The 15269-nt window shown below is 40.8% G+C and carries 16 protein-coding genes and 1 pseudogene; 9 read left to right on the forward strand and 8 right to left on the reverse strand.

The features are described 5' to 3' along the window. Nucleotides 1-11: 11 nt before the first annotated feature. Nucleotides 12-950, reverse strand: coding sequence for a hypothetical protein (locus tag NXX38_RS00355; RefSeq protein WP_148365246.1), 939 nt, complete (start codon nucleotides 948-950; stop codon nucleotides 12-14). Then, on the reverse strand, nucleotides 931-1893 hold the full coding sequence (locus NXX38_RS00360) for a stage II sporulation protein M (RefSeq protein WP_258978279.1): 963 nt from the start codon (nucleotides 1891-1893) through the stop codon (nucleotides 931-933). The genes NXX38_RS00355 and NXX38_RS00360 overlap by 20 nt, the downstream gene beginning before the upstream one ends. Nucleotides 1894-1994: 101 nt before the next feature. On the opposite strand from NXX38_RS00360, the gene NXX38_RS00365 reads away from it, so the two are divergent. Continuing rightward, nucleotides 1995-2720, forward strand: a complete 726-nt coding sequence (locus NXX38_RS00365; protein ID WP_258978280.1) for an RDD family protein — start codon at nucleotides 1995-1997, stop codon at nucleotides 2718-2720. Nucleotides 2721-2931: 211 nt separating this feature from the next. On the opposite strand, the gene NXX38_RS00370 is transcribed toward NXX38_RS00365, so the two are convergent. The 3 genes from NXX38_RS00370 to dnaE are packed head-to-tail and all read right to left on the reverse strand — an operon-like array spanning nucleotide 2932 to nucleotide 7489. Next, a complete protein-coding gene (locus tag NXX38_RS00370; RefSeq protein WP_004307939.1) occupies nucleotides 2932-3267 on the reverse strand; it encodes a hypothetical protein in 336 nt (111 codons plus the stop codon). A gap of 41 nt (nucleotides 3268-3308) precedes the next feature. Next, on the reverse strand, nucleotides 3309-3623 hold the full coding sequence (gene trxA, locus NXX38_RS00375; protein ID WP_004307938.1) for a thioredoxin: 315 nt from the start codon (nucleotides 3621-3623) through the stop codon (nucleotides 3309-3311). A 59-nt stretch (nucleotides 3624-3682) separates the two neighbouring features. Then, nucleotides 3683-7489 carry a DNA polymerase III subunit alpha gene (gene dnaE / locus NXX38_RS00380; RefSeq protein WP_195649158.1) on the reverse strand — a complete coding sequence of 1269 codons (3807 nt, stop codon included), beginning with the start codon at nucleotides 7487-7489 and terminating at the stop codon, nucleotides 3683-3685. Nucleotides 7490-7651: 162 nt separating this feature from the next. Here dnaE and NXX38_RS00385 point away from each other — a divergent pair, with 162 nt between their 5' ends. From NXX38_RS00385 to NXX38_RS00395, 3 genes and pseudogenes are all read left to right on the forward strand, one after another. Then, the gene (locus NXX38_RS00385; protein WP_004299219.1) at nucleotides 7652-8338 is read left to right on the forward strand and encodes a phosphatidylserine decarboxylase family protein; all 687 of its coding nucleotides are present in this window, start codon (nucleotides 7652-7654) and stop codon (nucleotides 8336-8338) included. Between the two features lie 10 nt (nucleotides 8339-8348). After that, a complete protein-coding gene (pssA, locus tag NXX38_RS00390; protein ID WP_148365263.1) occupies nucleotides 8349-9056 on the forward strand; it encodes a CDP-diacylglycerol--serine O-phosphatidyltransferase in 708 nt (235 codons plus the stop codon). Nucleotides 9057-9123: 67 nt separating this feature from the next. Further along, nucleotides 9124-9415, forward strand: a pseudogene (locus tag NXX38_RS00395) (DUF4834 family protein). A gap of 14 nt (nucleotides 9416-9429) precedes the next feature. Here NXX38_RS00395 and NXX38_RS00400 read toward each other — a convergent pair. Together NXX38_RS00400 and NXX38_RS00405 are read right to left on the reverse strand one after the other, a co-directional pair. Beyond that, nucleotides 9430-9867 (reverse strand): nucleoside deaminase, encoded by a 438-nt coding sequence (locus NXX38_RS00400; RefSeq protein WP_148365265.1) that lies wholly within the window; start codon nucleotides 9865-9867, stop codon nucleotides 9430-9432. Nucleotides 9868-9905: 38 nt separating this feature from the next. After that, a complete protein-coding gene (locus tag NXX38_RS00405) occupies nucleotides 9906-10139 on the reverse strand; it encodes a hypothetical protein (RefSeq protein ID WP_004299215.1) in 234 nt (77 codons plus the stop codon). 67 nt (nucleotides 10140-10206) lie between these two features. On the opposite strand from NXX38_RS00405, the gene NXX38_RS00410 reads away from it, so the two are divergent. The 4 genes from NXX38_RS00410 to NXX38_RS00425 all read left to right on the forward strand — a co-directional run bounded on the left by NXX38_RS00410 (nucleotide 10207) and on the right by NXX38_RS00425 (nucleotide 13075). Continuing rightward, nucleotides 10207-10572, forward strand: a complete 366-nt coding sequence (locus NXX38_RS00410; RefSeq protein ID WP_148365266.1) for a YraN family protein — start codon at nucleotides 10207-10209, stop codon at nucleotides 10570-10572. A 46-nt stretch (nucleotides 10573-10618) separates the two neighbouring features. Then, entirely contained in the window at nucleotides 10619-10975 is a 357-nt protein-coding gene (locus NXX38_RS00415; protein WP_148365267.1) for an MmcQ/YjbR family DNA-binding protein, read from the forward strand. Beyond that, nucleotides 10959-11717, forward strand: coding sequence for a biotin--[acetyl-CoA-carboxylase] ligase (locus tag NXX38_RS00420; RefSeq protein WP_148365268.1), 759 nt, complete (start codon nucleotides 10959-10961; stop codon nucleotides 11715-11717). The genes NXX38_RS00415 and NXX38_RS00420 overlap by 17 nt, the downstream gene beginning before the upstream one ends. 65 nt (nucleotides 11718-11782) lie before the next feature. Further along, nucleotides 11783-13075, forward strand: a complete 1293-nt coding sequence (locus NXX38_RS00425; protein ID WP_148365269.1) for a zinc-dependent metalloproteinase lipoprotein — start codon at nucleotides 11783-11785, stop codon at nucleotides 13073-13075. Between the two features lie 32 nt (nucleotides 13076-13107). Here NXX38_RS00425 and NXX38_RS00430 read toward each other — a convergent pair whose 3' ends face one another. After that, nucleotides 13108-13791: a lipopolysaccharide assembly protein LapB gene (locus tag NXX38_RS00430; protein WP_258978281.1), complete on the reverse strand. Its 684-nt coding sequence runs from the start codon at nucleotides 13789-13791 to the stop codon at nucleotides 13108-13110. A 112-nt stretch (nucleotides 13792-13903) separates the two neighbouring features. On the opposite strand from NXX38_RS00430, the gene NXX38_RS00435 reads away from it, so the two are divergent. Beyond that, nucleotides 13904-15232 carry an MATE family efflux transporter gene (locus NXX38_RS00435; protein ID WP_258978282.1) on the forward strand — a complete coding sequence of 443 codons (1329 nt, stop codon included), beginning with the start codon at nucleotides 13904-13906 and terminating at the stop codon, nucleotides 15230-15232. Nucleotides 15233-15269 lie beyond the last annotated feature (37 nt).

Here is a 15269-nt window from a genome sequence, read left to right on the forward strand (position 1 = left end):
TGAGGTCCGTTTTAGAGTTTGTCAAAATTATCAATATCACTTTCTACCGTTATGCTATCTACCACTTCCGATGCATGACCGTACTGATAAACCAAGCCGACGATACTGAATATAGCCGACAAGTAAGAACCATACAACATCAGGATAGAGAACAAATATTGTGCGAAGTTCAGTCCGACTGATGAAGAAGTTGCCCCCCCATCACTCATCGTAAAGATCATTTTGACAATATAGATCACATACCAGGGTATAGAAACGATTCCTTGCAATACGCTGGCAATAAGCCCCATCACCAGTAATATCAGAAAGACTCCGCCCCACGTAGCAAATCCTAGCCGGAATGTTTTCGCAAATGCCTCGCCCAACGAAATGTCTTCAAACAAGTAGATGGGAGCCATTAATGCCAAAGGTACCATAAATGCGAATAAAAGCGGGATGGTCAGAATGAGCGTGAAAGGTGTTAACACAGCCAATAGAACAACAAGGATCACCGCAAAGAAGAACAAGAAACCACAAGCAATTCCCATCAGGAACAGCCTCTTGACATTACGGAGCAGCAACGATTTTATATCGCTAAATACAATTCCATTCAGGCGTTCTTCCCGTTCATTGTACAATCGTACCATCGCATAAATCAGGGAAGTCAGCAGCAAACCTCCCAAGCATGAGAAGAAGATCACTCCTGCATAATTCAATGCAAATGAGGGTCCCAGAGCAGCCAATGGATTCTCACCTATTCCTCCTGAAGTCTGCATAGCAGTAAGATCTGTCATACTTCCCATTAAACCACTAAAGTTAGCAGCCTGAATGATGCATATAGGAAGTATCAGATAAGTTGAATACTTAAACAATTGTTTCCAATTCTCTTTTATAAAATCAAAAGAAGCGTTCAACTTCTCACCGAAAGGACGTTTCACATACATCGCAATCTTAGGTTTCTGTGATTCCATGTTTTTTTCTATTTGGTAAATAAATATAGTAGAATATAATAAATGCCAGAGAAGTGAGTATCACACCAAGCCTCAACATATCGGGAAGTTCTGTGTGACGGGTAATAAAACCTTCTATAAAGCCTGCCATAATGAATACCGGGACAGTGCCGATCACTATTTTCAAGCCTTGCTTCGCCCCTCTTCTGAAAGATTCCAGTCGGGAATAGGTGCCGGGAAACAGCCAGCCGTTGCCTAAAGCTAATCCGGCAGCACCGGCCACAATAATCGCCCAAATCTCAAGCGTTCCGTGCAGCCAAATGGCAAGACTGGATTCCCACAACAAATCGTGTTGATAAAAGAAAGTTTGAAAAGCTCCTACCATGATGCCATTGGAAAGAAGCATATATCCTGTGCCGAAACTAGTCAGCAATCCCATGGCAAAACAGTTGAAAGATACCATCACGTTATTAAGCGTAATGCCTAGAAACATCGGTACTTCAGAAGAACCGTTATACACGGCCATGGGCTCACCATTGGCTATATTATCAAGTGTCATATCTACATAACCGTTTCCTAATATCAGCCGGACAAAATCCGGATCATTCGCTGCTGATAATACACCGATTAATGCGCTGGCTACAAAAATCAGAAAGGAGGTCAGTAATTCGCGGCGTGCATCGTGCATGGTTCGTGGCACTTCCTGTGTCCAGAAGGTAATAATGCGTGTCCACTTCTCGCGTTTATTCCGGTAAATCTCGTTATGTAATGCCGAAGCCAGATTATTCAGATAAATAGTAATACGGGAAGTCGGGAAATGTGTTTGAGCAAATGCCAAGTCAGCTGTCAAGTCCGTATATGCATCGGCTAGTTGATCGGGAGACAGACTCGCCGCCCGCTCCACAACCTTCTCTGTCTCCTTCCATTTTTCAATGTTCCGACGAATAAACGTTACTTCTTTCATGCTTTTCAATAGATTTCAGATAAGTTTTGTCCGAAACCGGAAGCAAAAATAAGAGAATTATGATATATTTGCAACGGAATCCTAAAAATGTTTAACCTGAAATGGCAGAATCTACGATAATAACCGGACAATTCGTTCGTATCAGCCAAACGCCAGCCAGTATCGGCGAACGACTGATGGCTTTAATCATCGATTATTTTCTGATCGGGCTTTACATCTTGTCCACTGCCACTCTCTTATCCGAATTAAGTTTACCGTCAGGATTCAGTTTATTCTTTTTCCTGTGTATCGTTTATTTGCCGATTCTCGGTTATTCTTTTCTTTGCGAAATGTTCTATCACGGACAGAGTTTCGGGAAGAAACTTATCAATATCCGTGTTGTAAAAGTGGACGGTTCCACTCCCAGTATAGGCTCTTATCTGTTAAGATGGATTCTTTTCCCCATTGATGGTCCCATCACAAGCGGGCTGGGGCTTCTGGTCGTTTTATTGAATAAAAACAATCAACGGTTAGGGGATCTTGCTGCCGGTACGATGGTGATTAAAGAGAAAAACTACCGTAAGATACATGTCAGCCTGGATGAATTTGATTATCTTACCCAGAATTATAATCCGGTATATCCGCAATCGGCTGATTTATCACTCGAACAAGTGAATGTAATTACCCGAACACTGGAATCCAGCGAGAAAGACCGGGCAAGACGTGTCATGGCACTTGCAAAGAAAGTACAGGAACTGCTTTCCATTACTCCTCGTGACGGTAATCAGGAAAAATTTCTTCAGACTATACTTCGCGATTATCAGTATTATGCATTGGAGGAAATATAACCAGAATACGCTGTTTCAGACTATTCAGGCAAGGGATTATTCTCACCACAGTGAGAATTAATTCTCATTGCAATGAGTATTTTTCTCATCGCAGTGAGAACTTTTTCTCATAGGCATAAGAATGTTTGAGAAAAACACCGCACAAAAAAGGGGTATACTCACAGAGCACACCCCTTATCTTAATTTTATCTACAATGAGACCGGACGTCGTTTAGTCCACTTGTCCCAGAGAGTTTCCGTATTCCATCTCTCCCTGAACCACAAAGAGGACTTCTTCAGGATCATATTCTCCTACTTCATCCTTTTTGGCTTCTTTTACAATGTAAGCCACAACCTCTTCCAAATCGATGTTGACATAACCATCTTCATCAGGCTGAGCGTCGAGAATGCCACTTTCAGAGTAATACTCGTCGATTAAATCGAGAAAATAATACAATTCGTCGTCCGAGAACTTTTCCTTCAGTTCTTGAGGCAGATAGTTTTTGATAAACTCGATGGTCTTCTCGTCATCGGCATCTGCTAATAAAAAATCGTCTTCCAGTCCCATGGTAATTTAAGTATTAAGTAATAGGTATTAAGTATTATCGACTATAAAAGTTTCTTTACTTTTTCCGCAAATACCGGTTTAGCAACTGCACCTACCTGCTTGTCTACTATTTCACCGTTCTTGAAAAACAATACAGTAGGAATATTACGGATACCATATTCGGCAGCCATATCGCCATTTTCATCTACATCGCATTTACCGATGATTACTTGTCCTTCAAACTCCGCAGCCAATTCTTCAATGATAGGAGCCACCATCTTGCAAGGGCCACACCAAGGAGCCCAAAAATCTACAACAACCGGTTTTCCTTCTGCAAGAACCTCTTTATAGTTGCTGTCTGTAATTTCTAAAGCCATTTTTTTAAGTATTAATTATTAAATGTTATTTTGTTAGCTTATTCTCGCCACAAATATAATCAATTTATATGAAATCCCAGTTCGGGACGTTCCTTTAAATATGTTATTAAATCCCGGCCTACTGAAAGCCTAACCGGACGGGAAATCAAATCAACCGACATATGAGTTACATCAGCATCATCTGTCACCTTGAAGTATAGTTCCGTATTTCCCGGATGTTCCTTTGTCAGAGTAGCAAGTTCAGTGACCAAAGCCGAGTTCAAGACAGACAGGGGAATGATAATCGTGATCTTCTGCACCAGTTCTTCTTTCACGTCGGGAAGAAGTTCCATAGAGGTGATTTTCACTTCCAGCTCATCTTGCCGCCATTGCTTGGCCTGACAGCGGGCCTTAATATACAAGAACGTTCCTTCATTAAGATATCCCTGGTAAGTCACCCAGTCATTTCCCCAGAATGGTATCTCGGTAGAACCTGAATAATCTTCGATCTTGGCGATACCATACGGATTTCCGTTCTTGCTGACTCCACGACGAACACTGGTCACAATCCCTCCCATCGTTATTTCACGACCGACAAGTGCGGCTTTATCTTCCAAATCCGCCATACGTGTATTGCAAACATGTTCTAATACGATAGAGAATTCATCCAACGGGTGAGCGGAAAGATAGATACCAACCAAATCACGTTCACGGTTCAGACGGTCAAGATCACTCCAACGTTCTACCCCTTGAGGTATTTCAGGAGTTGCAACATCAATAACGTTTTCGCCGCCGAACAGGGAATTGACGGCAGCCGCCTTATCTGCCTGATAACGGTTACCATAACGCATCAATGTTTCCAGGAACACTTCCCCCTTAGAGTTTACAGCAAAATATTGTTCCCGTTTCAGTTCCGGAAAACTATCAAATCCTCCGGCTAATGCCAGACATTCCATATTTTTCTTGTTGCAGGCATTGAGGTTGACACGTTGTACAAAATCAAAGATTCCAAGGAAAGGACCATTCAGCCTGCGTTCTTCCATAATACTTTGCACGGCAGCTTCACCTACACCTTTGACAGCTCCAAGTCCAAAACGAATATCGCCATCATGGTTTACGGTAAACTTCAGGTTACTTTCATTCACATCCGGCCCCAGTGTCTGAATACCCATTGCTTTACATTCGTCCATCAGTTTCGTGATATCGGTAATGTTAGACAAACTTCGACTCATCACAGCCGCCATGTATTCAGAAGGATAATTCGCTTTCAGATAAGCTGTCTGGTAAGCTACCCACGAATAGCACGTAGCATGCGACTTGTTGAAAGCATAAGACGCAAACTTTTCCCAGTCTGTCCAAATCTTCTCAAGCACTTTCGGGTCATGTCCGTTCTTTCTTCCGCCTTCAATAAATTTAGGTTTCATGTGATCCAGCTTGTCACGCAACTTCTTACCCATCGCTTTACGAAGCGCATCAGACTCACCACGGGTAAAATCGGCCAATAAGCGCGACAAAAGCATCACCTGTTCTTGATAGACCGTAATCCCATACGTATCCTTCAAGTATTTCTCCATTACCGGAATATCATACTCAATCGGTTTGCGGCCATGTTTACGATCAATAAAATCAGGTATATAATCCATCGGTCCCGGACGATAGAGGGCATTCATGGCAATCAAATCTTCGAATGTAGAAGGCTGCAATTCACGCAAATACTTCTGCATACCGGCAGATTCAAACTGGAATGTACCAATTGTACGTCCGTCACTATATAATTTATAAGTAGCCGGATCAGAGATATCGATCGCATCAACATCCACCTCAATATTACGACTTAAACGGATATTTTCAACGGCCTCTTTAATGATAGACAAGGTTTTCAGACCGAGGAAGTCCATCTTAATCAATCCGGTATCTTCAATGACCGAACCTTCATATTGAGTGACAAGCATCTTTTCACCTGTTTCCTTATCATCAGCAGTGCTGACAGGTACCCAGTCGGTGATATCGTCACGACAGATAATCGTACCGCAGGCATGCACACCCGTACCACGTACGTTGCCTTCGAGCATTTTGGCATACTTGATCGTATCCCGCAACAGTGGATCAGATGACGCTTCTGCTGCTTGCAATTCGGGAACATAAGCAATGGCATTCGGCAAATTCAGTTTCTTGTCAGGAATCTTGTCAGGAACCAATTTACACAAACGGTCTGATTCTGACAAAGGCAACTTTTGCACACGTGCAACATCCTTGATAGCCATCTTTGTCGCCATGGTACCATACGTAATAATATGCGCCACCTTTTCCTGACCATATTTATTCGTCACCCAACGAAGCACCTCACCACGACCGTCATCATCAAAGTCCACATCGATATCAGGCAAGGAAATACGATCCGGATTCAAGAAACGCTCAAACAGCAAATCATATTGGATAGGATCTATCTTCGTAATACCCAGACAATAAGCCACCGCCGAACCGGCAGCCGAGCCACGTCCCGGACCAACCGATACACCCAGTTCCTTACGTGCGGCATTGATAAAGTCCTGTACAATCAAGAAATAACCGGGGAAACCCATTGTTTTCATGATGTACAACTCAAAATTCATTCGTTCTTCGACTTCTTCCGTCAGAGGTTCGCCATAAATTCTCTTAGCTCCGTCAAAAGCTAGTTTTGCCAGATAGTCTCCTTCAAGTTTAATACGATAGAGTTTATCATAGCCACCCAAACGTTTGATTTTCGCTTTCGCATCCTCTTCACTCAATACCACATTGCCATGTTCATCCTGAGTAAACTCGTCGAACAAGTCTTTTTCTGTAAACTTCGCCCGATAGCCTTCCTCCGTTCCGAAATCTTCCGGAATAGCAAAAGTAGGCATGATAGGTGCATGATCGATAGAGTAATATTCTACCTTGTCAAGAATCTCCAATGTATTGCTCAATGCTTCGGGCACGTCAGCGAAGAGTTCATTCATCTCTTCGCGTGTTTTCATCCATTCCTGTTTGGTATAAAGCATACGGGTAGGATCATCCAAATCCTTACCGGTACTCAAACAGATCAAACGGTCGTGCGCTTCCGCATTCTCTTCATCTACAAAGTGAACGTCATTCGTACAAATCAGTTTGATATTGAATTTCTTAGCATACTCTATCAGATGCTTATTCACATTCACCTGTAACGGATAACACTCGTGATTGGCACGGGGGACAGTCGCTTTATGGCGTTGTAATTCCAAATAGTAGTCATCCCCAAACAAGTTCTTATACCATTGTATTGCTTCTTCGGCTTCTGCAAATTGTCCGGCAGTAATCCGTTTCGGCACCTCACCACCAAGACAGGCCGAACAGACAATAAGTCCTTCGTGATATTTCTCCAGTTCGCTACGGTCAGTACGCGGACGCATATAATAACCACGCGTCCACGCGTGCGATACTAATTTGATAAGGTTGTGATAACCTGTTTCATTCTTAGCCAATACGATCAGGTGATAACCACTCTGGTCGGGCTTGCCTTCTTTCAGGTCCATGGTGCGGCGTGCCACATACATTTCACAACCGATAATCGGTTTGAATAGTTTGTTTTCCGCTTCCACAATCTTAGCTTTGCAAGCAGCAATCTCCGCCTCCTTATCCTCGCACTCTATCGTGCCGGCCTCAATTCCTGCAATTCGCTTCTTCAGATCCTTGACTTCACCTTTCGGACCACTGTTCTTTTTATTGACGTAGTTCGTAAATTCCTTGATACCGAACATATTCCCATGATCGGTCACGGCAATACCCTTCATCCCATTCTTCATGGCTTTATCGACCAGACGAGCTACACTAGCCTGACCATCCAACAAAGAATATTGAGTATGGACATGTAAATGAACGAAATCCTGCATAATGATAAGTAGTTAATTTGAAGGCATAAAATTACTACCTCCTGGGTTATAAACAAAAATAATCCTCAAAAAAGTTATCAACATTCGCATTTCTATGCTCATTTACTTGCTGAATTTTTAAATTAAGTATATTTTTGCAGACAATATCATTAAACAGCATTCATGGGCCGACTAAAGAAATTGAAAAAAATACGTATTCACCGCGAAGGAACACATATATTATGGGCTAGCTTTTTGCTATTGCTATTGATTAATGCGGCTCTTTATTGGGGAATCGATTGCAAAATACCATTTTATGTGGTAGCAGTAGCGAGTATAGCAGTCTATCTGCTGATGGTGAATTTCTTTCGATGTCCGATCCGTCTCTTCGGACAGGACACTGAAAAGATTGTCGTTGCACCTGCCGATGGAAAAATCGTCGTCATCGAAGAAGTCGATGAAAACGAATATTTCCATGACCGCCGGTTAATGATATCCATCTTCATGAGCATTGTGAATGTACATGCCAACTGGTATCCGGTGGACGGTACCATTAAAAAGGTAGCACATCATAATGGAAACTTTATGAAAGCATGGTTGCCGAAAGCCAGCACAGAAAACGAACGTTCTACGGTAGTGATCGAAACTCCGGAAGGAGTGGAAGTACTCACCCGGCAAATTGCCGGTGCAGTGGCACGCCGTATTGTCACCTACGCTGAAGTAGGAGAAGAATGTTATATTGACGAACACATGGGATTTATCAAATTCGGTTCCCGTGTGGATGTGTATTTACCCATTGGCACAGAAGTATGTGTCAGCATGGGACAATTAACGACCGGTAACCAAACGGTTATCGCCAAACTTAAATAATTCTGTCACAATGACAAACGTTATTAAAAACAGTATTCCGAATACCGTAACCTGCCTGAACCTTTTCTCCGGTTGTATTGCCTGTGTTATGGCTTTTGAAGGGAAATATGAACTGGCTCTACTTTTCATTGCTTTAAGTTCCATTTTCGACTTCTTCGACGGATTGTTGGCTCGTATGCTCAACGCACATTCCATTATCGGAAAAGACTTGGACTCATTGGCAGATGATGTCAGTTTTGGAGTTGCTCCTTCACTGATCGTATTCTCTCTGTTCAAAGAAATGTATTATCCGGCAAGTATGGAGTTCATCGCTCCTTACCTACCCTATTTGGCATTCTTAATTTCTGTTTTTTCAGCATTGCGTCTGGCTAAATTCAATAATGACACGCGACAGACCAGTTCTTTTGTCGGACTTCCGGTTCCTGCCAATGCGTTGTTCTGGGCCTCTCTAGTAGCAGGGGCGCATGATTTCCTGATATCAGACAACTGCCATCCTGTCTACCTTCTTATACTTGTCTGTCTGTTTTCCGGACTACTGGTATCAGAAATACCGATGTTTTCGCTGAAATTTAAAAATCTGTCATGGAATGACAACAAAATCAGTTTTATATTCCTGATTATCTGTATTCCCCTCCTTATATTTCTGGGGATCAGCAGCTTCGCCGCCATCATTGTATGGTATATTTTACTTTCACTTTTTACAAGAAAAAGTAAATAAACAATCTCTTGGCACGTTTGTTGTACTATGAGTTTTATCGAAGTAACAACATAAAAATCATAGCCCAATGCATATACTTTTATTTATACTCATTTTTATCATCGCCATTTTTGTATTTGGCCTTTCTATTGTCGGCTTCATACTAAGAACTATTTTCGGATTAGGACGTGGTTCATCTTCATCCCGCCCGAGACAAACGGAATCGGGACATACAAACCAACAGGACTATGACCAGGGAAATCGTCGTCCGATTAATGATGAAGAGGAAATATATTCCGAGAATATTTCGGAAAAAAAGACATAAAAAAATATTCACCCAGGATGATGGTGAATATGTAGATTTTGAGGAAATCAAATAAACAGGATACCGCTTCTATTTTCGTTTCGCAGCAAAGAACTCTTTCATTAGTGCAGCACATTCGTCAGCCATTACTCCTTTTACAACCACAGTTTTAGGGTGTAGAGCTGAACCTGCATATTTCTGATAGCCGCGTTTTTCATCTTCGGCACCAAATACTAGCTTGCCAGTTTGTGCCCAAGCGATAGCTCCTGCACACATCACGCAAGGTTCAACTGTGACATACAAAGTACATTCGTTCAGATATTTGCCACCAAGCACATTGGCAGCAGCTGTAATAGCCTGCATCTCGGCATGAGCCGTTACATCATTCAATGTTTCTGTGAGATTATGGGCACGTGCGATAATCCGCTCCTTACAAACCACGACAGCCCCAACAGGAACTTCTCCCCGATCAGCAGCTTTGCCTGCCTCTATCAAAGCCTGTTTCATGAAGTAAATATCGTCCAGCATCCCCCTTTAATTTTCAATTATTAATTTTTAATTATCGATTATCGTCTCATGTCATGTTCACCAAAAAGGGTCGGATAATCTTCTTCCATATTTTTATGGATAAACATGAGAATGGTTTCACGAAGCCAACGGGATTTGTTCGTTATCTTATATTTCTCCAGATAACGATCTACAATCAGCTGTTCTTCGTCGCTCAACAAAATGCTCATTCGTCGTTCCCTTTTGGTACATTCGACATGCATTTTCAGGCACTTTTTACTCCTTTTTCTCATATCTTCTGCAAAATTACTTTTACTTCTGTAAATACAAAGAATAAAAGCAGTAAATTTGCAAAAAAAGATGGCTAAACATAATGATTTAGGAAAAGCCGGAGAAAATGCCGCTGTAGCTTATCTTGAACAGAAAGGGTATTGCATCCGTGACCGGAACTGGAGAAAAGGACATTTCGAACTGGACATTGTAGCAGCAAAGGACAATGAACTGATTGTAGTAGAGGTGAAAACCCGCAGCAATACCCTATTTGCCGAACCGGAAGACGCTGTTGATTTACCCAAAATAAGACGTACGGTACGCGCAGCGGATACCTATATCAGATTGTTTCAGCTTGATACTCCTGTACGCTTTGATATCATTACGATAGTAGGCGATGAGATAAATTTCAAGATTGAACATATAGAGGAAGCATTTTACCCTCCTTTATTTTAAAATTCAACGCTGAAAGACACCGAATGAGTATATAATTGATAGAATTATGAATATAGAGACAGCCAGAGAATACAGCCTCAACAAAAAAGCTGTAACGGAAGATACACCTTTCGGTGATGATTTCCTAACCATCAGGGTCATGGGTAAAATGTTTTTATGTATCAATTTCAATACACCTGACAGGATTACCATGAAATGCGATCCTGAATATGCCATTGAATTGCGTGACCATTATAATGGTGTGGAAGGTGCATGGCATTTCAACAAGAAATACTGGAATCAGGTATTCTTTGACCGAGATGTGGATGATAAATTGATCAAGCAACTGATTGATCACTCTTATGACGAGGTAATCAAAAAATTTACCAAAAAGTTACGTGCAGAATATGATGCTCTCCCCTGAAATATTCCCGGTTCCATTGATTCATATCAGCGAGACTAATTCTACCAACAACTATCTGCAGTCTCTCTGTTCTAAACAGAAAGTGGAAGAACTCACTGTCGTAGTCGCCGACTTCCAAACTTCCGGTCGTGGACAACGCGGCAACTCTTGGGAATCAGATTCCGGTAAGAATCTTCTTTTCAGCACCGTCATCTTCCCTGAATTCCTGGAAGCACGACGCCAGTTTCTTATTTCACAAATTATTTCTTTGGCTATTAAGGAAGAACTGGAGACCTATACCACCGATATCTCTATCAAATGGCCGAACGATATTTATTGGAAAGAAAAGAAAATATGTGGAATGTTGATAGAAAACGATCTGATGGGACGGAACATCAGTCAAAGTATTGCAGGAATCGGGATCAATATTAATCAGGAAACATTTCACAGTTCTGCCCCTAATCCTGTTTCACTGCGACAAATCACCGGAAAAGAGTTCGATCTATTTGAAATACTGAAGAACATCATGTTGCGCATCCAGTCTTATTATAACTTCCTCAAAAAAGGGAATACGGAATCAATAGCCTGTCAATATGAAATGTCTCTTTTCAGAAAGAAAGGAATGCATCGTTTTAAAGATGCCAACGGTGAATTTCTTGCACGAATCATTTGTGTAGAACCCGAAGGAAGATTAATACTGGAAGATGAGATGCTTAACAAAAAAGGCTATATGTTTAAGGAGGTAGAATATTTACTGAAATAAACCATCCTATTTCAGATCAAAACATTATCTTTGAAACATGCGTTTTATATAAAACTCTTTTATTTATGAAAACAAGATTAATTTTTCTTCTTCCATTACTATGGATATTAATAGGATGCGATGATTCGGATTCTGCCACGTTAAATATATCAGAATCAAAGTTCAATAACATTAGTGCAAGCGGTGAATCATTGACGATAGATATTACTTGCAGTTCTTCATGGACTGTAACAAGTAATAAACAATGGTGTATTCCTAATACACAAAAAGGGGAAAATGATGGAAAGTTAATCTTAACTATTAATGCTAATTTGGAATCTGCTTCCAGAACAGCCACTGTCACTATTATAAGCCATAAGGTTAGCAAAACAATTCAAATAACTCAAAATGGCTCTACCAACACTGCTGAAGAATACCATTATAAAATCCCTGTTATCTTTCATGTATTGTATAAAGAAGATAGAAATTCTCTACAGAAAGTAAATTCAAGCCGTTTATCCTATATACTTGACAAAGTAAACAGCCTGTATAAAAACAAGAATAACAGCGTAGACATGAATCTTACTTTTACATTAGCAACAACAGATAAAAATGGAGAAACATTACCCAATCCCGGAGTAGAATATATCCAATGGTCAGAATCATATCCAATCAACTGCGATGATTTTATGAATGATGATTCGGGTAAATATGTAAAATACTTATGGGATCCGAACTCATATATCAATATTATGGTTTATAACTTCGATTCGGGCTCTAATTCTAATTTAATAACATTAGGTATCTCCCATATTCCTTTTTCTACTGCAGGTAACCACTATTTAGAAGGGCTTAGTAAAACAGACTACTCTCATCTAACATTAGCAAATTTACAATTCCCACTATGTGTCTCTATTAACAGTCTATATATTAATGAAGAATCTACTTCAACTAAATATACTACAGCAGACATCACTGTCACGTTAGCTCATGAATTAGGACATTATCTAGGACTACATCATGTCTTTGCCGAAACAACTAATGGAACGTGTGAAGATACTGATTATTGCAAAGATACTAAAAGCTATAACAAACAAGAGTATGATAGCTATTGTGACTATATATATGAGAATGAGGAAGCAAAATATACATTTGAAAATTTGGTAAAACGAACAGGATGTGACGGTATAGAGTTTATCTCTTATAATATCATGGATTATGCTATCAGCTATTCAAATCAATTCACTCAAAACCAACGTGAACGTATCAGACATGTCTTATCATATAGCCCGTTAATACCCGGACCAAAGAAAGGAGACATTAATACTCGTGCACTTAATGAAGGACCTTTGGATTTGCCAATACGAACTATAAAATAGCAAATTGAATATAATAAAAAGAGGTGAACCGCTTAGCGATTCACCTCTTTTTCTATTCTCAATATCTTATCCAATGTCTTTTGAGCTTCTGTCGATGGGAAACGTAGAACAACTTTCTGCAACGAACTACGTGCTTTCTCATATCGGGTAGTAAATAACTTCGATAATCCGTCCCGATAGCGGGCATACTGCATTTTAGTGGGAGAAGGAAGTTTCTTGTAATCCATTTCTAACTTTTTCTTCTCCTGCTCTGCCATCAAATAATAATAGTTTCCTAAAAAGATATTAGCAGCCAGATTATCCGCATCGAGTTGCAATATTTTTTCGTACATATGCAAAGCATCTTTTTCTTGTCCGCGACACACTTGCATTTCTGCACATGTTTCCAAACAATCTACATTATTTGGGTCCTTTTGCAGCAACTCTTTGTAAAACAAATAAGCTTTGTCGTAATTTCGTTTCTTTTTATAGGCGAGAGCTAATTCGGTAGCCAGTTTGGAGCTAATTTCACTATTCTTGTCCACATTCGTCCAATAATACATTTCCGTACGGTCTATATTCAGAGGAATAGTCTGCCGGAAATAGCTCACAGCCTGTCCATTCTGCCCAGCCTCAATAGCGGCAGATACTTTCTGCAACATCTCATCAACCGACTGTGCATTCAGCGCCAGCGGCAGTGAGAATAAAGATAAAAGAAAAATAGTTAAGGTCCTCATAATCCATCTGATTGCTATTTAGTTCGTGATTCACAAAGATACAACAAAAAAATAAAAAATGTACCTTTGCGGACGAAAAGAACAATCAATTTGATAAAAGTGTTTCTATAAAATGATAGATAAAAAACAATCCTCCGAAAACAGACGAATATTACGGATAGCCATACCATCGATTATATCAAATATCACCGTCCCGCTACTGGGACTTATCGATGTTACCATCGTAGGACACCTCGGTTCTCCGGCCTACATTGGAGCCATCGCTGTAGGGGGAATGTTGTTCAATATTATCTATTGGATTTTCGGATTCCTGCGTATGGGGACGAGTGGCATGACCTCACAAGCATATGGTCAGCATGATCTAAATGAAATCACCCGGTTACTGTTACGTTCCGTTGGCGTAGGATTATTTATAGCTCTTTGCCTGTTGATACTCCAATACCCTATCCTGAAATTGGCATTCACTCTGATACAAACCACACCGGAAGTCGAGCAACTGGCAACTACTTATTTCTATATCTGTATCTGGGGAGCTCCCGCCACATTAGGACTTTATGGATTCGCCGGTTGGTTTATCGGAATGCAGAATTCACGTTTTCCCATGTATATCGCTATTACTCAGAATATTGTCAATATTGTAGCCAGCCTATCCTTTGTCTACTTACTGGATATGAAAGTGGCAGGAGTGGCAACAGGAACTTTAATCGCACAATATGCAGGTTTCTTCATGGCCATATTGCTATATATGCGCTATTATAGTGTACTAAAAAAGCGAATCGTATGGAAAGAAATTATACAGAAACAAGCCATGTACCGTTTCTTCCAAGTCAACCGGGACATTTTCTTCCGTACCCTTTGCTTGGTTGCGGTCACCCTATTTTTCACCTCTGCAGGAGCCGCCCAAGGAGAAATTGTATTAGCCGTAAACACCTTACTCATGCAACTATTCACTCTGTTTTCCTACATCATGGACGGATTTGCTTATGCCGGTGAAGCATTGGCCGGCCGTTATATAGGCGCCAAGAATCAAACAGCCTTACGCAACACAGTACATCACCTTTTCTATTGGGGATTGGGTCTTTCATTGATATTCACTATCCTTTATGCAATCGGCGGAAAAGAATTTCTGGGATTGCTAACCAATGACACTTCAGTAATCAACGCTTCAGACACTTATTTTTACTGGGCACTTATCATTCCGCTAGCTGGTTTTTCTGCTTTCCTGTGGGATGGAGTATTTATTGGTGCCACCGCTACCCGTCAGATGCTTTACTCCATGTTAGTCGCCTCCGCCAGCTTCTTCGGAGTATATTACGCTTTCCATCCTCTTCTGGGAAATCACGCCCTGTGGCTGGCTTTTCTCATTTATCTTTCCCTGCGAGGAATTGTACAAACCTTTTTGGGAAAGCAAATAATGAAAAAAGTAATCGCATCCCGGTGAGGCTATCCGATAAATTATCTCTATATTTGCGGCAAAC

The organism is Bacteroides sp. BFG-637, assembly GCF_024793605.1.
Classification (GTDB): domain Bacteria; phylum Bacteroidota; class Bacteroidia; order Bacteroidales; family Bacteroidaceae; genus Bacteroides; species Bacteroides vicugnae.